Consider the following 24,361-nt stretch of genomic DNA (forward strand, 5'->3'; position numbering starts at 1 on the left):
TCCTGCAAACTGCAAACTTGAGACATAAATGAAAGACTTAGCAGGCAAACCAATCGAAATCGTTCTCGGCAATGGAGAACGAATACAAATCGCCAGCTCTCAATTGGGTGACCCCGACAAGGCTTTGATAGTAGAACGTGCTTTGGAATTGGCAGCATTGAAGTCGAGAGCAGGCGCTCCCGAGCATCAGGATTTCGAGTTAGCGGCCCGGGAACTGAGCGTCGACGCCAAGGTATTGGAATGCGGCGATTCGACGAGAGTCGAGGGCCCGGGGAAGCATCCGATCCCCACGCAGGTTCTGAACCAGCCGGGCAACGGTGTACACTGATACGAACGAGGCGAAAGGCCTTGGAGTTAGGACGCTACCTCAGCAGCTGTGTGTTAGAGGTCTAAAGGTAAACAGTAAAAACAGGTATAATTATGAGTAACAAAACGATGGATACAGAACGCATCCGTAGACTTTCAGACTATGGCCAGAGCTTTTGGTTGGATAATTTGACGCGCGAGATGCTGCACGACGGCGAGTTGAAGGCTCGAATAAAGGAGGAAGGTTTGCGCGGGGTGACCAGCAATCCGAAGACGTTTTCCGACTCAGTCCGGTCGGGTAAACTCTACAATGAGGATATCGAGTCTCTGGTGAATCAGGGCGAAACCAACGAAGCCATTTATGAGGCGTTAATGGTCAGCGATGTTCAAAAGGCCTGCGACGCTTTTCGAGACCTTTACGAGAGTTCAGCCAAAGTAGACGGTTACGTCAGCATCGAGGTCGATCCCCGTCTTGCTCACGATCCCGACGGAACTTTGGAGGCAGCAAGAAACCTATGGGAGTCGGTGGACCGACCAAACGCTATGATTAAGATCCCGGGTACCGCGTCTTGCCTGCCGGTTATCGAGCAAGCGCTCTACGAAGGTATTAACGTAAATGTGACGCTCCTCTTTTCGGTATCTCGCTACCGTGAGGTCGCAGCTTGCTATCTTAGAGCCTTGAGAAGGCGTGTCCGAGATGGGCGAGACGTCAAAGGTCTCGCATCCGTAGCCAGCTTTTTCTTGAGCCGTATCGACAGCAAGCTGGAGAGCTACTTGGACGACGCTGCCAAGTCGCCGGACAAGAGAGAGTTAACCCAATCGTTGCGGGGCACAGTGGCGATAGCGCAAGCCCGGGCCGCGTTCGAAAGCTACAGCGAGTCCTACTCAAACACGGCTTGGAAGGAATCGCTGCAAAAGGACGGAGCGCTTCCTCAGCGATTGCTGTGGGCAAGTACGTCCGTGAAGAATAAGGCGTATCCCGAAACTTACTACGTGGATTCTTTAGTCGGAGAAGGGACCGTGAATACGATGCCGGAAAGCACGGTTCGTGCATTCGCCGAAGCTGGAAACCTAGAAAAGAATGCGATCGAGAAGGCTGGTGAAGAGCCGTCTAAGGTGTTCGACTCTCTGGAGAAGCTCGGCATCGATCTAGAGGTGGTATCCCAAGAGTTGGAAGATGAGGGCGTACAGAAGTTCGTTGATGCTTTCGAAACTGGGCTTCGTTCCGTCGTGAGGCAGGCAAAACAGCTCCGTGGAGCGGCAGTCTGATTGCTGACGTTTTCCTCTCGTAAGGCAGGGTTGCCACTATTGGTAGGTCGAGAGTAGACTAATTCTGAATACGTTGTAATTATGAATACAGAGAAAAAGAGAATTCTAGTGCTGGGTGGCGGCTTTGGAGGTTTGGCCTTTGCGAAGTCGATAGACCCATCACTGGCGGAGGTGACTTTGGTAGACAAACAAAACCACCACCTCTTCCAGCCGTTGCTCTACCAGGTTGCGACCGCAGGACTCGCGGCCCCCGATATCGCCGAGCCGTTGCGCACACTCTTCTCCGAGCAAGAGCACGTGCAGGTTCTGATGGACGAGGTCGTTGCGATCGACCTTGAACGCGAATGGGTCACGACGCCGCATCAGAGCCTATCCTACGACTATCTCGTCATAGCCCTCGGGGGGCAAACAAACTACTTCGGCAATGAGAAGTGGGAGAAACATGCCTCCGGACTGAAAACCTTGGCCGATGCTCATCGGATCCGCAACGAGGTGCTTGGGGCGTTCGAAATGGCTGAGAATTTGTCTGGCGACAGCGAGGAAAGGCGCAGGCTAATGACTACGGTGGTGATCGGAGGGGGGCCAACCGGAGTGGAGATGGCCGGCACCTTGGCCGAGTTGGCCCACCGCTGTTTCAGGAGAGATTTCCGCAAGATTGACCCGAAGCAATCGCGGGTGGTATTAGTCGACGCAGCTGACAGAGTGCTGCCGATGTATTCAGAAAAGCTTTCGCGAAAGGCTAAGAAGCAACTCGAGGAGCTCGGCGTTGAAGTTCTGACCGGGAAAAAGGTGAATGACATCAAGTCGAGGCGAGTGATTTTGGACGACCAGGTCATCGAAGCCGAGAATATCATATGGACGGCTGGAGTTGCGGCTAATCCTTTGACCGAAAAACTCGACACTCCCAAGGCCAAAGGCGGACGACTCAAAGTCGAGCCGGATTGTAGTTTGCCAAGGTTTCGAAACGCTTTTGCGGTGGGAGACATCGCGTCGCTGGAGGATGCGAAAGGCGTTCCCGTACCCGGGGTCGCTCCAGCCGCTATCCAGATGGCGAAACATGTGGCTAATGTGATTGATAAGGAAATCCGGGAAGGGCTCGTTGTCGGGGACGAAAGGGCGAGGTCGCCATTTATTTACCGGGACAAGGGGGCCATGGCGACGATTGGACGTAGCCGAGCTGTCGCCTCGATTGCAGGACGCGAGTTTTCTGGATTTTTCGCTTGGTTTGCATGGTTAGCCATCCACCTTATCACCTTGGTGGGGATGCGAAATAGACTATCCGTATTCATGAAGTGGATATACAAGTACGTCAATAATAAGCCTGGCGCGCGCATCGCCTGGCGTCCCAGTCCGAGCAAGGCAAAGCCTAGGAAAAAGAAGCAAGAGGCTTTGCGATGAGCAGATCTCGGCCAACGCAGATGCCCTAACTGGCATGGAGTTTGCGTTCAGCGCCTATGGCCGCGAAATACGAAAACGAGCCACAGAGCCTCGGTGAAGTCATTGATCGCCTAGACGAGGCGGCCCAGAGGGAGCAGGCTGTTTCCCTAGAAGTAATGATGCAAGCGGTAGGCCGGCGTTCCTTCGGCCCGATCGTGCTGCTGGTGGGCGTGATTGCGATGTCGCCTCTGAGTGGAATTCCGACCTTGCCATCGCTTTTGGGCGTACTCGTGGTGCTCGTCGCCGGACAACTCGTAATTGGGCGAAAGCGATTTTGGATACCGAGTGGGCTGCTGGAGCGCTCCATCTCATCGAAGAAGGTAGAGAAAGGCCTTAACGCAGTGCGGCCGATTGGGCGTTTTGTGGACCGCTTTCTCAAACCCCGATTGACGGTTTTTACGAAGGGGATTGGTTCGTACGTAATGGCGGTGTTTTGCGTCCTGGTTGGAGCGACAATGCCTCCTCTGGAAGTCCTTCCGTTTCTCGCCACCAGTGCCGGATTGGTGCTGACATCTTTTGGATTAGCCATTATCTCCCAAGATGGCGTGCTCGCTTTGTTTGCGATGGGCGGAACGAGTCTGATCGGCTTCCTCGCGGTCAAAGCATTGCTGTTTTAAATGTTCGCGATGGCGGGCATTTTGCTCGGTTTGGGAATCCGAACCTTGCAGATTGCAGTTGAAGGAAGCTTCTGCAGCCCTGCACCTCTGTTTTCAGAGACCGCATGAAAAAAGGCTCTTGGGGGTGCGAAAGAATTCTTAACGTGAATGATTCCGTTTTGGCATCGAAGTTGCGGCTCTCAACGCACCGTCGAGCAACCTCAACCCGTGGAATCATGATGACGAACAGCACCTTGACCCCCCGCAGAGACATGCGGAAAAGATCTTTAGCGCTTTGCGCAGCGTTGGGAACCATGGTGATTCAGGGCTGCTCGCAGAGCGCCGTGACTGAGCCAAGCGACGACGTCTCCTTCGTGCGTCGCATCGCGGAGGCTCATCTGTCGCCAACTGATGGATACGAGACTGAGGGGATTGTAACGTTTGTACAAGAGAGAGACGGGATCAGAATCATAGCAGACGTGCGAAATCTGTCTGTCAACGGGAGGCATGGCTTCCACATTCACGAGACAGGCGACTGTTCTGCCCCGGACGCAAGTTCAGCTGGTGGACATTTCAATCCGAGCGGCGAGGCCCATGCCGGGCCCATGGCTGACAAGCGTCACGTAGGTGACCTTGGCAACCTAGAGTCGTCGGAAGCGGGCGGAGCAATGTATGTAAGGGTCGACGAGCATATCCGCTTCGAAGGTGAAAACTCAATTATCGGCAAGGCTGTCGTGGTTCACGCAAAGGCTGACGACTTCAAGTCGCAGCCCTCCGGAGCGGCGGGGCCGCGCATCGCGTGCGGAGTGATCCAGTGGTCGGAACGTCCGGCTGATAGCGAAGACTAGAGATCGCAGTTTACGCCACATCTTTACCTCAGAATCCAGCGACTGGACTTGGGAGAAACGCACTCGGCCAGACTATGGAGTTTGGCCGCGGTGAACGCTGCCGTATCGCAGCAAACCGATGAATACGAAAACACGGGAATTATTATGAAGACAACTGCCGCAGATGTAATGATAGACTGTTTGATCGACTGGGGAGTCGATACGATTTTTGGAATGCCAGGCGATGGGATCAATGGTCTGATGGAGTCGCTCCGAACGCGTAGTGACAAAATTCGCTTCGTCCAAGTCAGGCATGAGGAATCAGCTGCTTTCATGGCTGTAGCGTATGCGAAATATACTGGAAGATTGGGCGTTTGCCTGGCGACTTCCGGACCTGGTGGCCTACATCTCTTGAATGGTCTTTACGACGCTAAGCTCGACGGCGCTCCCGTACTCGCAATCACTGGGCACCACTTTCACGACTTGATTGACCAGCACTCGCAGCAGGACGTGAACTTGGACCGCGTATTCATGGATGTATCTGTCTACAACACGAGAGTGATGGGGCCGAAGCACGTGGAAGGCGTTACTCACCTTGCCTGTCGAAACGCCCTCGGCAAGCGAGGCGTTGCCCACGTCAACTTCCCTGTTGATTTCCAGTCGATGCCACTGAAGGCAGGCAACGCGTCGACGCGAAACGTTGATCGCTACTACCTTGCCAAAAAAGGGAAGCCGCGAGAGCTCCCTGGGGAGGATCAAATCATGGAAGCGGCAGCGTTGTTGAACTCGGGGAAAAGGGTCGTCATCCTAGCAGGCCAAGGAGCGCTTGGCGCCACCGAAGAGCTTCTGGCCGTTGCCGAAAAACTGGGCGCGCCCATTGTCAAGGCTCTCTTGGGCAAGGCGTGCGTGCCCGACGATAACCCCATGACAACGGGAGGTATCGGATTATTGGGTACGCTGCCTTCCGAGGAAGCTATCAAGAGCTGCGACCTGCTTTTTATGGTGGGAACATCTTTTCCGTACGTCGAATTTTTACCGAAAGCGACGCAGGCGAGATGCGTACAGATCGACATCGACCCATGCAAAATCGGACTACGTTTCCCGGCAGATGTTGGTCTGGTGGGTGACAGCGCGCAAACCTTGAACGCTCTCATCCCCCATCTGCAGAGAAAAGAGGACCGATCGTTTCTAGAGAAGGCTCAGAATGGACGCAAAAAGTGGTGGAAGCTGATGCAGGCCCGCGGCGAACGCGAAGACGTGCCAATGAAACCGCAAGTCGTAGCTTGGGAACTCGGGAAACGATTGCAAAGCGACGCGGTCGTCAGCTCAGATTCCGGCACGATCACCTCTTGGTGGGCTAGGCAAATACCCGCCAAAAAGGGACAAAAGTATTCATTATCTGGAACATTGGCTTCCATGGCGAATGGCCTACCTTATACCATCGCGGCTCAACTAGCGTATCCAGAGCGTCAATGCGTGGCATTCGTTGGCGATGGGGGATTCTCGATGCTGATGGGCGAGTTTGCCACAGCGGTGCGCTACAAGCTTCCGATCAAGGTCATCGTCGTTTCGAACGAAACCTTGGGGCAGATCAAGTGGGAGCAAATGGTCTTTTTAGGTAACCCGGAGTATGGTTGCGATTTGCATCCCATCGACTTTGCGAAGTTCGCTGAAGCCTGCGGGGGGCATGGCTTTCGGATCGAGGACCCAAAAGATTGCGGAAATATCCTGGACGAGGCCCTCGCCTGCGAGGGACCGGTCGTCATCGATGCAATAGTTGACAAGCAAGAGCCGCCGCTTCCAGCGAAGATCGAGTTCGAGCAAGCGAAGAATTTCACCCTCTCCATGATGCGGGGAGAGAAGTACCGCTCTAGCGTGATCAAGACGGTCGCCAAGAATCGAGCGAAAGAAATGGTTTAGCTACAACTCAACTGTGGGGGAATGATATGAACGATACGAAATTGGGAAAGTCGCGCATGGTTTCGAACTACTTGGGGGAGCGCAGCAAGCCGAAGCAAGGTTGCTTGACCATTGCAATGCGCTGTGAAGGCGGGGGCGAAGCGCAGCCTGAGCACGCCAAGCGCTTGCGAAGCAAGCTGCGCGAGCAAAAGGAGAAATGGGAGGCGAAGGGCACCTTTCCGCAGGTGGGAGACGCAATATTGCGTCACGGGGAAGCCCTCGCGGAGGATGCTGAGAAGTGGAACGGCCTCTATGAGGGCGCGTGTATACACTTATCCGATACGGGGGCCAGTCTCGTCAAGTTGCCGAAGGCTCCGGAAGAAGGCACATGGGCGGGACATCGCTTTCGCTTTCGTCCCGCTGCAGAGGCCTTGTCGAGCCGCCGCGAGTTTCTTGCGCTCAGTCTCAACACCGAGTGTCCTCAGCTCTTTCACTACGACGGAAAGGCGGCGTTTCTCTATCGGACCTTTCAGCTTCCTAGAGGATTGCGCGACCGTTTGCGAAGCGACGGCTCTATCGATGCGAATCCGGAAGATCGCGATCGCTTGGAGGCTTGCTTTCGCGACATCGCTGTCTCTTTGAATGGCTTGGACGACGCTCATCGGTTGCCCTTGCTGCTCATCGGCAGGAAATCACTGGTATCGCGATTCGAGGAGTCCTGCCAGTATCCGCAGGGAGAGATCTTGGCGACGCACGAGAGCGATGCCCCGGCAGACGAGGAGGGCGTCGCTCGGGTTTGCGGCGCGTTCTGCCTGCGACAATACGAAGCGGCAACCCGCGACGGTCTAGACGAGCTGGAGAAGCGACGGGTGTCGGAGAACGGGGCTCTAAGCACGGACGTTGCTAAGATCGTGCAAGCTGCGGAAAGCGGGCGGGTGGCCCTTTGCGCGATTGATCGGGAAGCTGAGGTCTGGTTGAAGCGAGTAGGCTTCGACGAGTTGAGGGAAGCGGCGCCTGGCGATGGGCCGGAGGCCTTCGAGGCCCTTGACTGCATTTTTGCCGAAGGGGTACAAAAGGGGGCTACCACGCTGGTCGTCGACGCGGAAAGGGTTCCCGGTGGTGGGCCGGTTGCCGCTCTCTTGGATTGAAAGCGGCGTCAGCTGGCTTCGCCAATCAGCGTTCGCTAACAGCCGAGGTGGAAGAAGAAGCGTGATCCTTGATCGAGTGAGGATTCGATCCAAATTTCGCCGTCATGGGCCTCGACGATCTTCTTGCAAATGGATAGCCCCAGTCCTGAGCCCTTCGTCCCTTTGCTTGATGCGAGGCGTTCGAAGGGCAAAAAGATGCGGGTTGAATGGTCTTCGTCGATACCGATCCCGTTGTCCTCTACGCAAATCACGGTCAGCCCGTCCTCCTGTGAGCTGCTAATTTTGACCACCGGGGGAACACCGTCGCGGCTGTATTTCAGACCGTTTCCGATCAGGTTTTGCAGAACGTGACAAACGAGGCCGGCGTCGCCACGGATAGGGGACATGTCCATCGCTTCGACGGTACCCTTGGTTTCTTTGATTGTCTCGCGAAGCGTGGCGCAGACGTCTTCTACGAGCGAGTTTGGATCGAGCTTCTCCTTAACGATCGCTTTGCGGCCGAGGCTAGATAGCTTTTGCAGGTCACGGACGAGATTGATCGAGCGCTTGGCGCTGCTCCTGAGCAGATCGAGGCATTCCCAGGCTTCAGTGGTTATCTTACCCTTTGAAAGCTCCAACTCGATCAGTTGGGCGAAGCCTTGGATCGCGTCGAGCGGGGAGACCAAGTCGTGCGCTGCCATGCTGCCGAAGTACTGCAGGTCGGCGAGGCTGTCCTCGAGCTTGCACTTCTGCGCCCAGCGTTCCATAGCGTAGCGGATGCTGCGCAGCAAGGTGCGGGGCGTTATCTCCTCCTTGCTCAAAAAGTCCATGGCTCCTAGCTTGAGGGCTTCCTCGCCAAGGTTCAGGTCGGAGATCGCGGTCAGGACGACGATTGGAAGGGACGGGCAGTTTTGCAGAAAAAGGCTGAGCGTGTCCAATCCCACGGTTTCGGGAAGGCCGAGGTCGAGGATCGCCAAGTTGACCGGCTGCGATTTCGCGATTCGCAAGGCATCCGTCAGATTGGTTGCCCGAGTGATGTTCGCCTCGCTGAAGCTACGGGCCGAAAGCACGAAAAGCTCCGCGTGATCGTCGTTGTCCTCTACGAGCAACAATTCAATTTTGGACGCGCTTCGACGTGCTCGTGGTGCTTTGATCGTATCGGGCATGCGTTTTCGTTTGCTTCGCTGCATCCCTGTCGCATCGAGGGAAGTACGAGGCTGATAGACGAACTACGATTCGCGCAATTTGTCGTTTGGCAAGTTCAGCCTTACGTTTGTAAGTGAAATCTGAGGAACGCAGCAGGGAAATGCGCGTACCGGCTTGCGGTTGTACCCGGACCTGTTTGAGTTCCACCCGTGCCCTCCTCTTCAAATTTGCTTAAGTGGCGGTTCGAGATTCTGGTTACGCTCGCCATCGTCGCCGGTCTTTTCCTGCTAGCTTACCTGCTCCCTTCGGACTACGTGGAGCGGCTGTGCGCGGCTGACTACATGCCGCATGGCCATTGCTACTTCTGGGAGCCGGACATCCTTTGGCTGCATGTCGGCTCGGACAGCCTCGTGGCTTTGAGCTACTTCACGATTCCGCTCTGCCTCGTCCTGCTGGTGAGGAGACGCAAAGGGTTGAGGTTCCGTGGGGTCTTTTGGTTGTTTAGCCTGTTCATCCTGTTTTGCGGCCTGACTCATGTGTTCGAAATTTACAGCGTATGGTACGGTGCCTATCGCCTGACGGGCCTGGTTAAGCTGGCCACGGCTCTGGCGTCCGTCGCGACGGCGATCTATCTGGTCCGCTCCCTACCGATGCTTATAAAGCTTCCGCTGCAGCAGGAATACCGGGAGGTAGAGTCCAAGCTGAGCGAACGAGACAGCCTTTTCCGGGCAATGTTGACCGGGGGTCAGGAAGCCTTCGTGAGCGTCAATCCAGTGGAAGGCGAAAACGGGGCCGCGACATCCTTTCTCGTCGACGAATTCAATGAGCTTGCCGCTTCCGAGCTGAGGGGCGAAGGCGAGAGCTTGCAAGGTCAAGCGATCGACGAGGCGCTGTCCTTTGCTCGCCAAGTCGACTTGGGCGGGATCTTGCAAGGAGCGTTTCGAAGCGGCGAACCGCAGCGTTTCGAGTTCGAAGTGCAGGAGGAAGAAAAGGAAGCGCGTTGGATCAATCTGCGAGTCGTGCCCGCTGGCTCTCGCTTGGCCATCTTTTTCATGGACGTATCCGCGGAGCGTCTGACGGAGAAGCGCTTCCGGAAAGAGCTTGAAGAGAGGTTTACCGTTGCGTCGAAGGAGCGCGACGCGAATGCGGCTCGCGCTCAAGCTGCTATGTCAGCCGCGGCTCATGGCATCCTGGTGGTGGACGGGAAGGGGAAGATTGTGCAGTGCAATCGGGAATTGTTGGAGATTTTTGGATACACGGAAACGGAACTGGTGGGCGAACCCGTCGATACTTTGGTACCCGTGGAGGCAAGAGGTCGCCATTCGTCCCATATGGCGAGTTTTGGAGAGAAGCCTTCCCGGCGAACCATGGGGAAGGCGATTCAGAATCTTTCCGGAAGAAGAAAGGATGGAACGACCTTTCCTGTTGAGATCGGACTGAATCCTTTCGAGACCCCGGAGGGACGGTTCGTCTGCGCCTCGGTGGTAGATGTCACCGAGCGTCTGGAGGCAAGGGCGGCGCTGCGGGAAAGCGAGCTATTGCTGCAGCAGGCGACCAGCGGTGGAAACGTTGGGATTTGGCACTGGTATGACGTGACAGAGGACAAGCTCTATTGGAGTCCGAAAATGTATGAGTTGCTTGGATACGAGCCAGATGAATTCGAAGCGAGCTACGAAAAGTTCAAGGAATTGCTGCATCCAGAAGACTTCAAGCCGACCTTGGAGGCCCTGAAGAACAGCTTCGGCAACAAGTCCCATTTTGAACAAGATCATCGCCTCCTGACGAAAAAGAACGGCTACCGCTGGTTCTTCACGGCAGGCCAGCTTGTGGAAGACCAACGGACCGGAAAAACCAAGATGGTGGGGTCGATTATCGACGTGCAAAAACGCAAGGACCACGAGCGCGAGATCGAGCAAATCAACGATACGCTTGCCTCGAAAAACGTTGAAATGGAACAGATGACTTATGCCGTTTCGCATGACCTGAAGGCGCCCCTTGTATCGATACTTGGCTTGGTGAATCTGCTTGAAGTCGGAGGTTTCGACATGGGTGAGGATGCCGCAGGTTTGCTGAAGCGCGTGGAAAAGGCGGCTCGCCAAATGCAAAACCTGATCAACGACATGCTGGAGATGGGCAAGGTCGGCAAGGTCGAGGGCGCTCCGGAGGATGTGGATACCAAGGAAGTGCTGGCAGAGGTTCGAGACCTCTTCGAGGCGGATATCAATCGCCTGGGGTGCGAGGTTCGCATCGACGAGGAGATCCCTCGGATCTGGACGCAGTCCAAACTGCTGCGACAAGCAGCCCAGAACTTGATTGCCAACGCACTCAAGTATGGATGCACGGCGGAAAACCCAAAGATCGAAATATTTTCTAGACGCTCGCAGGATTGGGTCGATCTAATCGTGCAGGACAACGGGAAAGGCATACCTGAGAGCAATCGTGAGGATGTATTCAAATTGTTCAGACGCTTGGAGCAAACTGGCGATGGCAGCGGGCTTGGCTTGGCAATCGTAGCAAAGATCATGGGGTCTTTAAATGGTCGCGCATTCGTCGAGGGGCACGAGGGAGCGGGAGCGAGGTTCGTGTTGCGCTTCCCGCTGGATAAGCAGCAAGCGCCCTCGAGCCACGACGCCGTAAAGGATCAGGGGCCACGGCTGATCTTCTCTGACCAAAGCAAACTAGCTCCCAAGCCTCGCTCCATGGCGGGCCTAGGAGAGCAATTTAAGAAGTTCGTCTACGCGACCGCCCACGACTTCAACGCGCCTTTGGTCACGATCAAAGGGCACTTGGACTTCTTGTTGACTCATGGGGCGGATGAGCTCGAACCGGACTTCCGCAAGCTTGTCGAACAAAGCAACAATGCGGCGAATCACATGACCGAGTATCTCGAGGCTCTCGTGAAATACGGGGAGGCCATTTTGGACGAGAAGCAAACGGGAACCGTGAAAGCGGAGCTCCAGCCTTTGGTTGGCGAAATCGTCGACAAGTGGAGGCTCGCTGAGGATCACGAGCATGTATCCATAAAGCTGCCACAGCTGCCGGCCGTCGATTGCATCAATGTTAACCTCATGCGGAACCTCTTCGAGAACCTGCTGGAGAATGCAGTTCGTTTCGCCAGCGAAAACGAGAGGCCTGAGGTCGAACTAGGCGTAACGGAGGCGGACTCGTTTTGGGCTTTTAGCATCCAGGACAATGGTCCCGGGGTCGCCTCCCATGGCAATCTCTCGTCTCTGGCGCCGTTCGGACGATTGGGATTGCAGGACGTCGACAAAACCGGAATTGGTTTGGCTACTTGCAAGTTGATCGTTGAGTTGCATGGAGGAGAGATTTGGATGGATCCAGATTGCCAAAAGGGAGCGAAGATCCATTTCACGATTCGAAAAGTTGGGGCAAGTAAATGAGTAAAGGTTTGATCAAGTCAGTTGTTTTGGTGGACGACAATCCTGATGACCTGTTTATCAACAGTCTCGTCGTGAAAAAGTCGGACCTGAAACTGGAGGCGGTGCAATTCAGCAACCCGGTCTCTGCTCTCGGATACCTTGCAAAGGAATCGTCCCCCGACCCGCGTATCGTTTTTTTGGATATAAATATGCCCTATCTCGACGGCTTCGCCTTCCTCGAGCGTTACGAGCAAACCTGCCACCGCCAAAACCCGAATGACTTGGTGGTGATGCTAACGACTTCCATGCACAGCGAGGACCGGCAGCGAGCGGAAGCGAACGCTCTCGTCAAACGCTACCTGAGGAAGCCCTTGACGGTGCGAGATCTCAACGCGCTGGTGGATTCGCTAGAACTGCAGCTTGGCGCCTGAAGGCGTTGCCTGAATTGCCTGATGGGGGGGGCTAGGAGTCCTCCTTGGGGGCGGCCGATTTTTTGGCGATTGCCCGACGCTTCTTCTTTTTCGTGATGTTGAGGTAGGTCTTCGTCTGCAGTTGCTGCTCGTACAGCTCCATGAAGCTGACGCCGTCGCGCGGGCGAACGATGTCCTCTTTGGTCGCCTTGTCGATCTGACGCTTGAGGTTTTGGCAAAGCCCCTCCGCCGAGTACTGGACGCCTTCGAGGACGTCTTTCATGCGGTAGCCCTTGATGGTGTCCTCGATGTAGAAGCCGTCGTCCTCGTCTTCGTCGAGGAAGACGTGCACTTCGTTGACGCGGCCAAAGAGGTTATGGTTGTCCCCCATTATGTCTTGGTAGGCGCCAACTAGAAATATTCCCAGGAAGTAGGGGTCGCCCTTCTTGAGCGGATGCAAGGGCAAGTACTGCTTCTCGTCTTCCAGATCGATGAACTTGGATACCTTGCCGTCGCTGTCGCAGGTGATGTCTACCAGGATAGCGTTGACGCTTGGTCGTTCGTTCAGGCGAGCGATAGGCGTGATCGGGAAGAGCTGGTCCAAGGCCCAATGGTCCAGCAGCGACTGGAAGACTGAAAAATTGCAAACGTACTGGTCCGAGAGCAGCTCGGAAAGACCGATCAGTTCCTCTGGCTGGTATCCACGCGTCTTATACACCTTCTTCTCGAGGCGGTCGCAGATCTGCCAAAAGAGGGACTCCGCTTGGGCGCGACCGACCAAGTCCAGGTAACCGTGGGAAAAGAGAGAGTCTGCCTCCTCCTTCTTTTGCAAAGCGTCGTGGTAGATTTCAAGCGCGCCGTACTTGTTGCGACCGTAGAGCATCTCGTGCAAGTCCGATACGACCTGATCCTTTATCTCGTCCTTGCGCACCTTAAGGAGGGACTCGCGCTTCGAAATGCGCTCGAAGACCTCGGTGATCAAGATACTGTGCGGGGCGACGATCGCTCGTCCGCTCTCCGTGGTCAGGTCAGGGCAAGGCACCTTCATCTTGGCGCAGATCTGCTTGACGTTGTAAACCACGTCGCGGGCGTATTCCTCCAGAGAGTAGTTGGTAGAGCTTTCGTAGTTGGAGCGGGAGCCGTCGTAGTCGATGCCTAGGCCGCCGCCAACATCCAGGCTGCCCATGGGGAAGCCCATTTTCTTGAGCTGACAGTAGTAGCGAGTGGCTTCGACTACCGCGTTCTTCAAAGTGATGATGTTCGGAACTTGGGAACCGATGTGGAAGTGCAGCAGGCGCAAGCTCTCCTTGAGGTCCGCTTTCTCCAGCATGCGGGCTGCCTCTAGCATTTCCATGGAGGTTAGGCCAAACTTCGCGTTGTCGCCGGTCGACATCGCCCACTTGCCTTCGCCGCGAGTGCCGAGCTTGGCCCGCAGGCCGACGAGGGGCTCGACGCGTAACTCGCGTGAAACCTTGATGATGAGCTCCACCTCGCTCAACTGCTCGGCTACTAGAATGATCTCCTTGCCGATCTTTCGGTAGTTCAGGGCGAGGCGAATGTAGTCCTCGTCTTTGTAGCCGTTACAGATCAACAGGCCTTGGGAGTCTTGGTGCATGGCCATCGCGATCAAGAGCTCCGGCTTGCTGCCCGCTTCGAGGCCGTAGCCGTGCGCTTCGCCGGCGTCGCGGATCTCCTCGATTACTTCTCGCAGCTGGTTCACCTTGATCGGAAAGACGCCGCGATAGCGAGCAGGATAGTTCTCCTCCGCGATCGAGTCGGCGAAGGCCTTGTTCAGCCGCTGGACGCGATTTCTCAACAAGTCTTGGAAGCGGATAACCATGGGCGCCTTGATGCCTTTGCTGGCTGCTTCCTTGATGACGTCGTCGATTCGCACCGTACGCTCGTCGGCGTCGGGGTGGGCGCACACGAAACCTTCCTTGTCGACGGAAAAGTAGGGCGTGCCCCAACGGTTGAATCCATAAAGACGCTCTGCTTCAGAGGTGGTCCATCGCGATTTTGGGCTGGTGCTCACGGGGTTTCTAGCGTTCAGGTTATGGCTTGCATTTTGAAAAGCCGCTAGCTTGAGTACGCGCCTTTCAATTTCAAGAACCCTTTAGTGTTAAAATTCCCGCACCTGTAATGGACATCTCTTCTATAGTATTGGCCCAAGAAGCCGCGCCTCAAGGGGGCATCATGAGCTTCCTCCCATTCATCGTCATTTTCGCGGCGATGTACTTCCTCATCATCGCTCCGCAGCGCAAAAAGCAGAAGCAGCACCAGCAGATGATCACCGAGCTGAAGAGCGGGGCTGAGATTGTCACCAGCGGCGGCATCTACGGGACCATCACCAACGTCAAGGACGACCGCTTCGTGGTCAAGATCGCGGAAAATACCAAGATCGAAATCTCCAAGGCATCCGTCGCGTCGGTGGTCACACCAGCAGAATAGAGCTTTAGATTTTCGCAAAAGAGTTTCAAAACAAGAGCCACGCTCCGATGGGCGTGGCATCTCTATTATTACAAGACAGTCTCTAACCCTTAAGTAACCCGATGTCCGGAAAGTATTTTTGGAAGCTGGCACTCACTGCGATCATCGTCGCGTTCTGCCTATCGTACCTAGTCCCCATGTCCGACCAGGACTTTGCCACTCATGTGACCGAGCGCTCCGGCGTCCCCGAGTTCGCGGCCCTCGTAGAGCGGGCAAAGACACTCTCCAAGGAGAGCGAGGAAAGCGGACGTCCGCTCAGCGTCTACATGGCCCTCAAGTCCATCGTCAACGAAGAGCGCATCGATGTGAGCAAGTACTTCGCCGACCTCGAGCTGGAGGCGAACCTGCGCAACGTGGAGAAGCGCAATAACATCCTGCTTCCCGAACTGCTAGCCGACTCCAAGGCAAACCTCAAGAAGGGCCTCGATATCCAAGGCGGCATTTCCGTTACCTTCGAGGTTGACCCGGTCGCTCTGTCCGAGGTTCCGGCTTCCCAGCGCAGCGAGAAGCTGTCGGATGCCATCAACATCATCGAGCGTCGCGTCAACACCTTCGGGGTCAGCGAACCGATCGTTCGCCCCGTCGGCGAGAACCGCATCGAAGTGCAGATCGCTGGCGTTAACACCAAGGACAATCCTGACATCATTTCCACGATCCAAGCGCCCGCAAAGCTGGAATTCCGCGAAGTGCACCCCTCCGCAAATCCCTACACAGACCCGACGCCTACCGGCTACGTCGAGATGCAGGAAGTCGACGACAACGGAGAGCAGGAGGTTGTGCGCCGCTACTACGTAAAGCGCTTGCCAGCCCTCTCCGGCAAGTACGTTGCCGACGCCTTTCCTCGCACCAACCAAGTGGGCGGACTCGAAGTCATTCTGCAGTTCGACGACGAGGGAGCTAAGCTCTTTGCCGACGTGACGGAGCGCCTAGGCGCGATCACGCAGCGCGGCGAGCAAACCCGTTCTGGCGAAGTAGGGCTTTTGGCCATCGTGCTCGACGGACAGCTCCAGTCCGCGCCGCGGGTCAGCGAGCGCATCGCTGGGGGCAACGCCCAGATCACCGGCGACTACACCCGACGTGAAGCGGAGAACCTTGCCAACACCCTGAACAACCCGCTGGAGCTTCCGCTCGAAGTGGTTGAGATGTACGAAGTTGGTCCTTCCATGGCGAAGGACTCGATCGACTCTGGCGTCAAGGCATCCATCATCGGCGTTACGGCGGTTTCGGCCTTCATGATCGCCTACTTCATGATCGGCGGTGTCATCGCTCTGGTTTCGGTGCTTTTCAACGTCATCATCGTGCTCGGCGTACTCGCGAGTTTCGGGGCCACCCTTACACTTCCGGGGATCGCCGGTATCGTCCTGACGGTCGGTATGGCGGTGGACGCCAACATCCTCATCTTCGAGCGTATTCGCGAAGAATTGCGCGCTGGCAAGGCGCTAAAGTCCGCTGTCGAAGGCGGTTTCGACAAGGTGTTCTCCACCATCTTCGACGCAAACGTTACCACTTTGCTCGTTTCTTTCGTGATGTACGGCCTCGGTACCGGACCTGTTAAGGGATTCGGTCTCACCTTGGCGATCGGTGTCATGACTACCATGTTCTGCGCCCTGATCATTACGCGCGTTCTGCTCGAGCTGCTTTTCGCAACCGGAACGCTCAAGTCGTTCAAGACGCTTTCGGTCTTCGACGCTTCCAACATCGACTTCATGAAGTTCCGTAAACCCGCCTTTATCACCTCTTGGTGCGTCGTGGCGATAGGCGTCGTTTTTCTCGCCATGAAGTGGGACAGCATCTGGGGCATCGACTTCACGGGAGGTGACGAGGTAATCATGTCCTTCGAGCAACGATTGGACGAAGGGCAGATCCGTGACGCCTTGACCGCAGCGGACATCGGGGAGGTCAACCCGCTCTACCAAGCCCAGCTTGGCGGAGGAGACGAAGTGCTGCGAATCCAAACCGCTTTCGGAAAGGGCGAGCCTGCGGTAGATGCCTTAGTCGCTGCGTACCCAGAAGCTGGTTACGCGATGCTTGGAAAGAATGAAATCGGTCCTTCCGTCGGCGCTGAAATCCAGAAGAACGCGGCTCTTTCCATTGCCTTGGCTCTTGGCCTGATCCTTCTCTACATCGCCTTCCGTTTCGAGATCGGCTATGGCGTCGGCGCCGTCGTTGCGACGGTTCATGACATCCTTCTAACGATTGGCGTGTTCGTCATGATCCCAGGTCACCAGTTCACGGCTCCTATGGTCGCTGCCATCCTGCTGATCGTCGGTTACTCGCTGAACGATACCATCGTCGTTTTCGACCGTATCCGCGAGGAACTAACGCTACGTCCGACCAGCAAGCTCCGCGAAGTCATCAACATCGCCATGAACGCGGTGATCACCCGTTCCTTGCTCACCAGTATCACCACCTTGCTTGCCTCGGTGTCCCTGATGGTGTTCGGAAAGGGCGTAATCAACGATATCGCCTTTACGTTCACCATTGGTATCATCACCGGTACCTTCTCCTCGATCTTCATCGCTAGCCCGGTTTTCTACTTCTACCACAAGGGAGACCGCCGCAGCGTCGAATCGAGCCACGACATCGTGCCGGAGTACGACTGGCAAGTAAGCACCAAGGTTGCCTCCAGCGGCACGTCTAAAGACGACTAGTCATTGGCTATCTGGGAATACAGTCCACCCGCCACCGATCTATCTAAGGAGTATATAGCGTCGCTTAAGGTCGGTCCGACCGTAGCCGAGCTGCTCGCTCGGCTCGATTTTTCCGATGTCGAGGAAGCCCGACGCTTCCTCGACCCACGCTTGGGGGCCATCGATTGCCCTTTCGAAATCGCCAACCTCAAGAAGGCGGCCCAACGCGTCTCGCAGGCGATCGACAATCGCCAGAGCATCGCTATCTGCGGCGACTACGACGTCGACGGCGTCACCAGCACAGCCTTGATGGTGGCGATCTTGCAGGAGTTCGAGAACTATCCGGCCTACATTGTTCCTCTGCGCTTGGAGGAAGGATACGGCCTGTCCGAAAAGGCGGTTGAGCGGGCTCTCAACAAGGCAAACCAGCCAGACCTCTTCATCGCCTTGGATTGCGGCACCAACTCCGTCGAGGCGGTGCAGCGCATTCTGGATGCGGGCTGCGAGGTGATCATCGTGGATCACCACCAAGCAAAGGAGGAACTCCCGGAGGAAGTGACTCTTGTCAATCCGCACGTCAACGACCGTGACAGCGAGAATCATTGCCAGCTCTGCACCGTAGGATTGGTCTTCAAGCTGGCCCACGGCATCCTCAAGATCCGTCGGGAGCGCGGCGATCCGCGAGCCTTCGAGATCAAGCTACGAAACTACCTCGACCTTGTTTCTATGGGCACGGTGGCGGACATGGTGCCGCTCAATAAAGAGAACCGTACCTTTGCCCGCATCGGCTTGCAGGTGCTGAGCAAAACGGAACGCATCGGCCTCAAGAACTTGATGAAGGTTTCCGGCGTGGCCGCGCGGCACGGGGTGAATCCTATCGACGTGTCCTTTCGTCTCGGTCCTCGCATCAATGCGAGCGGACGCTTGGCGGACGCTTCCGTTGCGGTTGAATTGATCCTTAGCGACGACCCCTCCTTTTGCATGGAAACCTCGCTGCAGCTCGATTCCTTTAATCGGGAGCGCCAGGAGATCGAGCGGGCCATGACGGAAAGCGCCATGCAGCAAATCAAGTCTGAGCAGTCGGAGGCTAGCGGCTTCGTGGTTTACGGAGACGATTGGCACCCCGGCGTGGTCGGCATCGTAGCGAGCCGCGTTTCCAAGGCCTTCAACCGTCCGGCAATCGTACTCGGCCGGGAAGGGGACCTAGCCAAGGGCTCGGGTCGCAGCATCGAGGGCGTAAACCTAGTCGAGGTCCTCGCTCCGTTTTCGGACCGTTTGGAAAATTGGGGAGGGCATCCCATGGCGGTCGGCATTTCCTTGAAGAAGGAGCGGGTGCCTGAGTTCGCCGCCTTCTTCGACAAGGCCCTCGCCGAATACCTAGCGACGCATCAAGTCGAGAAGACCCTGCAGATAGCCGCTTGGCTGCGTCTCGAGGATATCAATACGAAACTGATGAAGGACCTTTCGCTGCTCGAACCCTTCGGCCAGGCAAATCCCGAGCCTGTCTTCGGAGCTCGCCGCATTCGTTTCGGCTCCAAGGTCACCGTATTCAAGGACATTCACTTTCGCTTCACCTTGCCCACCCGACACCACCAAGTGATCTCCGGGGTCGCTTGGAAAATGGCTGATCGCATTCCTCCAGCCAAGACGCCGGTGGACATCGCCTTCCGCCTCGTCTGGAACACCTTCGGCAACAAGAAAGCTCTCCAACTCGAGCTCGTCGACTGGCGGGAAAGCTGAGAAAAGCGGAGGGACGACCTCCGCGTCGTCGCACTGCAAGAGCAGTCTAAGGCGACCAATGCCACAAAAAAAAGACGACCCAATCAGTGGGCCGTCCTCGAAAAGCGAATACGCTGCAGCAACTACTTGTCCTGACCGTTTTCGACGGCTGCCTTTAACTCCGGGTCTACCTCGTTTTGCGACACGTAGCGTTTGTCTTTCCAGACGACATAGCGGAACCCATCGAGAATCGCCTTTCTCTCCGCTTCCGACTTCGCAGCTTCGAGAGCGGCTCCTGCAAGTTCGTACTTGCCATCGAAGGAGTAGTTTTCGTCGCTGCCGAGGATGATGCGCCCAATTCCCTTGAAGCACTGAGCGCGCAGCTTCTCGTCGCTGCCAGCCTTTTGGGCGATTTCCAGCAGGGCCTTGCCTCCATCCCAGTTACGCCATGAAGGCAGGACGCGTATCACCGTTTTTTGGATACTTTCGTCACCGCTCTCGTAGGCGTTCATCAAGTAGTCCACCATCTGCGGGCTTGGAGCGGAGTCGGCAACGAGGATGAGGGCTTGCCTAGCCTCGAGGTCTCCCGCATCGAGGCCTGCCTTGAAGGCCGCCCACGCAGCTTCAGCGTCCCCAGTACGCAGCGTCATGCGCTTGAGGGCCTTTTGCGCCTCGCGTCGAAGTCCGGACTTGCCTTCCTCCAGTACGATCGAAACGAGAACGGAAAGGCTGTCGTTGTTGCCCACCCGCTCCATGGAAGCAATGGCCTCTTCGCGCAAAGCCTCGTCTAGGCCGGTGTTAGCGGCGATGGCGTTGACCAGATCGGAAATGCCCTCGCTTGCCCGGAAGCTCATCGCTCGGAGGGCTTTGACTCTATCTTCGGTTGTTCCCTTTTGGGCCGCGGACATCAAGTTGCGGTCTAGGCGAGGGTCTTGGATCGAGGCCAAGGTTTCAATCGCCGCGTCGCTTAGATCCTTGGAGCGCGCATCGCTGAGGGCAAGAACCGCGTCCAAGCTCCTTGCTGAACCGACGTGTCCAAGCGCCTCTAGGGTCTGCAGCTGCAATGTTTCGTTTTCGCTTTGCAGCAAGGCTATAAGTTGGGTTTCCAGCTTGGAAGGGATCTTGCCGTCGAGCGCTCCGAGAACCACGATCTGAGTCGCTACGTCGCCAGACCCGAGCAGGTTCTGCGTCGCCTTCTCGAGGCGCCTCTTGCCTGAGGTCGCGGCCACCCGGATGTATTCAGGAAGGGGTGACTTGAGAAGGATCGCTTCTGCTTGCTTCGGGCTTTTCTCGGCGATCGCTTCAAAGATTGCCGCCTTGATCGATGGGTTTTCAGCATTGGCCAAGTCTTGCAGAAGCTGGTCGAGCTTGTCGCTGAATTGAGGAGCTTCCTCCACGTTGGGGTCGTTCGTCAGGACGCGAAGCGTCATCCTCGCCCCGTCTACGAGTTCTCGGTTTTCTGACCTGAGCAGCGCTTCCAAGGTGTCGATGGATGAATCGGAGCCGACAAGCGCGAGCTGTCGCAGGATCCAGAGTTGAGTTGTCAGCTTCGATTCCTTTTTAAGCTGTTGCAATAGTTGGGCCTCGACCTGCTTGGGCTGATCTTCGTTTCCGGGAGCGGTAGCCTCTGCTACAGCTGCCAGCAGGTCCATGCGAGCGTCGTATTGGGCATCGTAGTCGTCTCCGTCGAGACGGCTAAAGATTGAATCAAGATCCTCCGCCGGAATTTGCCCGTAGCTAAGCGGGAGCGCGAGCAGGGCGAGGGCAGCAGATAGAGGTTTAAGGGAGAGTTTTGCTGTGAAATTCATGGCGTTATTTTCCTTTGTATACGCTTCTTGGATACGATTAGGCTGGGAGTTCGTAGCCTGCGCGTCGCGGACGATCTTGCCAACGGGCGGCATAGGGGTCGTCTAGGATTTGTTCGGCCTTGGGATCCCATTTGATGGGACGGTTGAGACGCTCTGCGATTCCCGAGAGCTGGCAGACAGTACCCGTGCGATGTCCTACCGTAGCGGGGCAAATAGTGGGCTTTCGCGTATAGATGCCTTCGACCCAGTTGCCGCGGTGGTCGTCGCTCTTGTAAAGTCGCTGGTCAGACGGGCCAAGCGGAGTGCCAGCCAGCGAGGTGGGGGTGGTGTCGATGCGTCCGCCGCGACTTACCATGACTTCTCCTTCTTCGCCGACGAAGCGAATCATATGTCCCTTGCGATCGCCCCAATCGCGAATGACGCGAATGCCATCGTCGTACTCGTAATACTGATACGGCTCGTCGTAGCCTTTCGGAACGAAGAGGACAGGTCCGCTGTTGTCGCGATTGAGGGCCCACTGCGTGATGTCGTAGTGGTGAGCGCCCCAGTCGCCGTTTTTGCGAGAACCGTATTCCCAGAAACATCTCCAGCCGCCGCCGTAATTGCTTTTTACGCGCTCTTCGTGGTAGGGCTCCCAAGGGCTAGGCCCTAACCACTTCTCGTAGTCGAAGCCTTCCGGCACGGGATGTTCGGGATAAGCCGTCGGGGCAGGGAAGGAACCGAGCCCGCAGTACACTTCCTTTACTTTGCCGATCCAGCCGCTACGTACGATTTCAGCGGCCTTGCGGAAAGCTCTTTCGGAGCGCTGCTGCGATCCCACCTGCAAAATGCGATTGTAGCGTTTTTCCGCCGCCACCATGGCCTTGCCCTCCTCGATCGTCAGGGTCATCGGCTTTTCGACATAAACGTCCTTGCCGGCCTTCATGGCTGCGATGGAGAGGGCGGCGTGCCAGTGGTCGGGGGTACCGATCACGACTGCGTCGATGTCCTTGCGAGCAAGCAGTTCCTCGTAGTCTTTGTAGCCGGCGCAGGCATTGTTCTCCTTGCGGCATTCCTCAAGCGCGTCCTGCAGTCGATCGTCGTAGAGGTCGCAAACCGCTGCTACGACGGTGTTGTCGCGCCCGCGATAGTAACTGCGGTGGCCCCTCATGATGAGGCCGTTTCCGATCAGGCCGATGTTGATGCGGCTGTTTGGACCGGGCTGGCCGCGTCCAAGCGTCGCGGCGCTGAGGAACATCGGTGCGGCGAGGGTCGATGCCGCAGCGATAGCCCCTTTTTTGAGAAAGGTTCGGCGATTTTGGGGGGAAGACATATTGGGTTAATTCGGGTTCTTTTCGGGATTCGAATGCGCCTTATAGGCCCGTTTTGAGAGGCCCTTTTGGCAATCAGTTCGCGATGATGGTGGCTAACCCAATAATATCACCAAAAAAAGCACTGCACCGTTGAGACCGTCGATTGAGGTTTTGCGTGCGAAAACAGAGAAATTGCGTTCACTCTATCTGGCGTCGCTATCCTCGGTTCGCCACGAGGGGGCTGCGGCAAGTAGGGGAGAGCGGTCCGCAGGCGCAAAAAAAGCGTCTCCAGTCGTTGGAGACGCCTAGCAAATGTGATAGGTTCAGCTCAATCCTTGGCGTATTCGAGCACCGCTTCCTTGAGCTCGGGATCGACTTCGTTGTAGGTCACGTGCACCCGTTCACGCCAAGTCGAGTAGCGGAAGCCGGTTATGACCGACTGGCGCTGACGCGGATTCTTGGCCTGATCGAGCGCCGCGGCCGCCAGTTCGAATTTCACATCCATCGGATAGGTGGCGTCGCTGCCTAGGATGAGCTTACCGATTCCGGCAAAACACTGGTCCTGCAGCCCTTGAGATTCGTCGGACGCCGCCGCCAGCTCGAGCAGAGCGAACCCGCCGTCCCAGTTCCGCCAAGCCGGTAGAACGCGCAGCAGCGTCTTGCGAAAGCGAGGGTCCTCTGCGTTCCAGAGCGACTTGAGAAAGGCAATGGCCTCTGCGTTTGGCGCCGCGTCGCTGACCAGCAGCAACGCGAGTTGGGTATCGACGTCGCCCTCGCTCGCCGCAAAGCCCTGCTCGAAGGCTGCCCAAGCGGCATCGGGGTCGGCCAATCGAAGCGACATGCGTTTCAGCGTCTTCTGGGCGTCGCGCCGCAGGCCGGACTGGGCTTCGTTCAGCACGATGTCGACGAGGATGGGGAAGCTGTCGACGTCGCCCACCAGCTCCATGTTGGAAATCGCCTCTTCGCGCAGGGGGTTGTCCAGATCGCTGTCAGCAGCGTAAGCGTTCACCAACCGGTTGACGCCGGGACTCGCTCGCAGGCTCAAAGCCTTGAGGGCTAGGACGCGCTCTTCGACGGCTCCGCGTTTCAGCATCTTGCGCAAGCTGCGATCGATCTTGCTGTCTGGGATAGCTGCCAGAGCGTCAGCCGCCGCATCGCGGAGGTCGCGGGAACGGGCCTCGATGCGCGAAAGCAAGGCCTGCAGGCTGCGGGCGGTGCCGGCTCTTCCCAGAGCTTCGATCGTCTGCAGCTCCAGGGTTTCGTTTTCGCTTTCAAGCAAACGGAGCAGCGACTTCTCGACGGATTGGGGCAGCTTTTCGCTGAGAGCGCCGAGGACGGCTATCTGGTGCGACACCTTTGGGGAGTCGAGTTGGGCAAGCGCTTCTCTGCGCAGCAGCGAGCTGGAAGAATTCATCGCGATGCGGATGAACTCCGCTGCGGAAGCCTCCGCGTCGAGCATGACCGCCGCCGCAGCTTTGGCGTCCTGCTTGCTCAGCTGCATAAATGCTCGATAGCGGATCGAGCGATTGGGCGCATTGCGAGCGAGGTCAGCCAGCTCTGAGGCGGACAGGCCTTCGTAGGGAGGCGGCTCGGGCTGTGGTGGGGGAACGATGCGGTCCATCGCCATGCGAGCTCCCTTGGCAAGCTCGCCGTCTCCGGAATCGACTAGCTGGCGGAGCTGCGGGATAGCGGCTTCGGAACCAATGGATTCGATTTGCCGCAGAATCCACAGCTTGGTCGTGAGCAAGGGTTCGCTCTGCAGTCGCTCCAGCAATTGCTGCTCCACGATCGCCTGCTGAGCTTCCTTTCCGGGAGCCGTGGCCGCTGAAACCTCATCTTGCAAGTCCATGCGGGCGGCATAGCGTGCGGCGAAATCGTCGCCGTTGAGGCGATCGAAGATCGAGTCGAGCTCCGCATCGGAAATCTGGGCGAAAGAGAGGGGCATCGCTCCCAGAGCGAAGGTTGCTGCGAGCGTGCGGAGGGAAATTTTTGCTAGGAAAGTCATTTTCGTATCTGTATTCACTTTTC

Annotated in this window: 17 protein-coding genes; 12 read left to right on the forward strand and 5 right to left on the reverse strand. The window is 56.7% G+C overall.

Translation table 11 applies throughout. From position 1 onward, the window contains the following. Window positions 1–28: 28 nt before the first annotated feature. From IEN85_RS11440 to IEN85_RS11470, 7 genes are all read left to right on the forward strand, one after another. Window positions 29–328, forward strand: a complete 300-nt coding sequence (locus IEN85_RS11440) for a hypothetical protein (RefSeq protein ID WP_191617223.1) — start codon at window positions 29–31, stop codon at window positions 326–328. A 92-nt stretch (window positions 329–420) separates the two neighbouring features. Further along, window positions 421–1,575 carry a transaldolase gene (gene tal, locus IEN85_RS11445; protein ID WP_191617224.1) on the forward strand — a complete coding sequence of 385 codons (1,155 nt, stop codon included), beginning with the start codon at window positions 421–423 and terminating at the stop codon, window positions 1,573–1,575. An 81-nt stretch (window positions 1,576–1,656) separates the two neighbouring features. Further along, window positions 1,657–2,973 carry an NAD(P)/FAD-dependent oxidoreductase gene (locus IEN85_RS11450; protein WP_191617225.1) on the forward strand — a complete coding sequence of 439 codons (1,317 nt, stop codon included), beginning with the start codon at window positions 1,657–1,659 and terminating at the stop codon, window positions 2,971–2,973. Window positions 2,974–3,029: 56 nt separating this feature from the next. Beyond that, a complete protein-coding gene (locus IEN85_RS11455; protein ID WP_191617226.1) occupies window positions 3,030–3,629 on the forward strand; it encodes an exopolysaccharide biosynthesis protein in 600 nt (199 codons plus the stop codon). Window positions 3,630–3,844: 215 nt separating this feature from the next. Beyond that, the gene (locus IEN85_RS11460) at window positions 3,845–4,456 is read left to right on the forward strand and encodes a superoxide dismutase family protein (RefSeq protein ID WP_224772575.1); all 612 of its coding nucleotides are present in this window, start codon (window positions 3,845–3,847) and stop codon (window positions 4,454–4,456) included. A gap of 144 nt (window positions 4,457–4,600) precedes the next feature. Then, complete coding sequence (locus IEN85_RS11465) at window positions 4,601–6,355, forward strand: thiamine pyrophosphate-dependent enzyme (RefSeq protein ID WP_191617251.1); 1,755 nt, start codon at window positions 4,601–4,603, stop codon at window positions 6,353–6,355. A 26-nt stretch (window positions 6,356–6,381) separates the two neighbouring features. After that, on the forward strand, window positions 6,382–7,482 hold the full coding sequence (locus IEN85_RS11470) for a baeRF3 domain-containing protein (protein WP_191617227.1): 1,101 nt from the start codon (window positions 6,382–6,384) through the stop codon (window positions 7,480–7,482). Between the two features lie 35 nt (window positions 7,483–7,517). Here IEN85_RS11470 and IEN85_RS11475 read toward each other — a convergent pair whose 3' ends face one another. Next, a complete protein-coding gene (locus tag IEN85_RS11475; RefSeq protein WP_191617228.1) occupies window positions 7,518–8,627 on the reverse strand; it encodes a sensor histidine kinase in 1,110 nt (369 codons plus the stop codon). Between the two features lie 189 nt (window positions 8,628–8,816). Here IEN85_RS11475 and IEN85_RS11480 point away from each other — a divergent pair, with 189 nt between their 5' ends. Together IEN85_RS11480 and IEN85_RS11485 are read left to right on the forward strand one after the other, a co-directional pair. After that, window positions 8,817–12,008, forward strand: a complete 3,192-nt coding sequence (locus IEN85_RS11480; protein WP_191617229.1) for an ATP-binding protein — start codon at window positions 8,817–8,819, stop codon at window positions 12,006–12,008. Next, window positions 12,005–12,418, forward strand: coding sequence for a response regulator (locus IEN85_RS11485; protein ID WP_191617230.1), 414 nt, complete (start codon window positions 12,005–12,007; stop codon window positions 12,416–12,418). Before IEN85_RS11480 ends, IEN85_RS11485 begins: the two co-directional genes overlap by 4 nt. A 31-nt stretch (window positions 12,419–12,449) precedes the next feature. Here IEN85_RS11485 and speA read toward each other — a convergent pair whose 3' ends face one another. Further along, window positions 12,450–14,429, reverse strand: a complete 1,980-nt coding sequence (gene speA / locus IEN85_RS11490) for a biosynthetic arginine decarboxylase (protein ID WP_191617231.1) — start codon at window positions 14,427–14,429, stop codon at window positions 12,450–12,452. A 107-nt stretch (window positions 14,430–14,536) separates the two neighbouring features. Here speA and yajC point away from each other — a divergent pair, with 107 nt between their 5' ends. The 3 genes from yajC to recJ all read left to right on the forward strand — a co-directional run bounded on the left by yajC (window position 14,537) and on the right by recJ (window position 19,254). Next, window positions 14,537–14,845: a preprotein translocase subunit YajC gene (yajC, locus tag IEN85_RS11495; protein ID WP_191617232.1), complete on the forward strand. Its 309-nt coding sequence runs from the start codon at window positions 14,537–14,539 to the stop codon at window positions 14,843–14,845. A 101-nt stretch (window positions 14,846–14,946) separates the two neighbouring features. Beyond that, the gene (gene secD / locus IEN85_RS11500) at window positions 14,947–17,535 is read left to right on the forward strand and encodes a protein translocase subunit SecD (protein WP_191617233.1); all 2,589 of its coding nucleotides are present in this window, start codon (window positions 14,947–14,949) and stop codon (window positions 17,533–17,535) included. A 3-nt stretch (window positions 17,536–17,538) separates the two neighbouring features. After that, the gene (gene recJ / locus IEN85_RS11505) at window positions 17,539–19,254 is read left to right on the forward strand and encodes a single-stranded-DNA-specific exonuclease RecJ (protein WP_191617234.1); all 1,716 of its coding nucleotides are present in this window, start codon (window positions 17,539–17,541) and stop codon (window positions 19,252–19,254) included. Window positions 19,255–19,376: 122 nt separating this feature from the next. Here the strand turns inward: recJ and IEN85_RS11510 are convergent, their stop codons facing one another. The 3 genes from IEN85_RS11510 to IEN85_RS11520 form a co-directional block, all read right to left on the reverse strand. After that, window positions 19,377–21,041 (reverse strand): HEAT repeat domain-containing protein, encoded by a 1,665-nt coding sequence (locus IEN85_RS11510; RefSeq protein ID WP_191617235.1) that lies wholly within the window; start codon window positions 21,039–21,041, stop codon window positions 19,377–19,379. 37 nt (window positions 21,042–21,078) lie between these two features. Beyond that, the gene (locus IEN85_RS11515) at window positions 21,079–22,353 is read right to left on the reverse strand and encodes a Gfo/Idh/MocA family protein (RefSeq protein WP_191617236.1); all 1,275 of its coding nucleotides are present in this window, start codon (window positions 22,351–22,353) and stop codon (window positions 21,079–21,081) included. Window positions 22,354–22,661: 308 nt separating this feature from the next. After that, complete coding sequence (locus IEN85_RS11520; RefSeq protein ID WP_191617237.1) at window positions 22,662–24,338, reverse strand: HEAT repeat domain-containing protein; 1,677 nt, start codon at window positions 24,336–24,338, stop codon at window positions 22,662–22,664. Window positions 24,339–24,361: the final 23 nt, after the last annotated feature.

The organism is Pelagicoccus enzymogenes (assembly GCF_014803405.1).
Classification (GTDB): domain Bacteria; phylum Verrucomicrobiota; class Verrucomicrobiia; order Opitutales; family Opitutaceae; genus Pelagicoccus; species Pelagicoccus enzymogenes.

Bases quoted from the DNA above. Each gene is read 5' to 3' on its own strand.
- secD (WP_191617233.1), top strand. From the start codon at position 14,947: ATGTCCGGAAAGTATTTTTGGAAGCTGGCACTCACTGCGATCATCGTC.
- IEN85_RS11440 (WP_191617223.1), top strand. From the start codon at position 29: ATGAAAGACTTAGCAGGCAAACCAATCGAAATCGTTCTCGGCAATGGA.
- IEN85_RS11515 (WP_191617236.1), bottom strand. From the start codon at position 22,353: ATGTCTTCCCCCCAAAATCGCCGAACCTTTCTCAAAAAAGGGGCTATC.
- yajC (WP_191617232.1), top strand. From the start codon at position 14,537: ATGGACATCTCTTCTATAGTATTGGCCCAAGAAGCCGCGCCTCAAGGG.
- IEN85_RS11460 (WP_224772575.1), top strand. From the start codon at position 3,845: ATGATGACGAACAGCACCTTGACCCCCCGCAGAGACATGCGGAAAAGA.
- tal (WP_191617224.1), top strand. From the start codon at position 421: ATGAGTAACAAAACGATGGATACAGAACGCATCCGTAGACTTTCAGAC.
- IEN85_RS11475 (WP_191617228.1), bottom strand. From the start codon at position 8,627: ATGCCCGATACGATCAAAGCACCACGAGCACGTCGAAGCGCGTCCAAA.
- IEN85_RS11520 (WP_191617237.1), bottom strand. From the start codon at position 24,338: ATGACTTTCCTAGCAAAAATTTCCCTCCGCACGCTCGCAGCAACCTTC.
- IEN85_RS11455 (WP_191617226.1), top strand. From the start codon at position 3,030: ATGGCCGCGAAATACGAAAACGAGCCACAGAGCCTCGGTGAAGTCATT.
- IEN85_RS11450 (WP_191617225.1), top strand. From the start codon at position 1,657: ATGAATACAGAGAAAAAGAGAATTCTAGTGCTGGGTGGCGGCTTTGGA.
- IEN85_RS11470 (WP_191617227.1), top strand. From the start codon at position 6,382: ATGAACGATACGAAATTGGGAAAGTCGCGCATGGTTTCGAACTACTTG.
- IEN85_RS11485 (WP_191617230.1), top strand. From the start codon at position 12,005: ATGAGTAAAGGTTTGATCAAGTCAGTTGTTTTGGTGGACGACAATCCT.
- IEN85_RS11465 (WP_191617251.1), top strand. From the start codon at position 4,601: ATGAAGACAACTGCCGCAGATGTAATGATAGACTGTTTGATCGACTGG.
- IEN85_RS11510 (WP_191617235.1), bottom strand. From the start codon at position 21,041: ATGAATTTCACAGCAAAACTCTCCCTTAAACCTCTATCTGCTGCCCTC.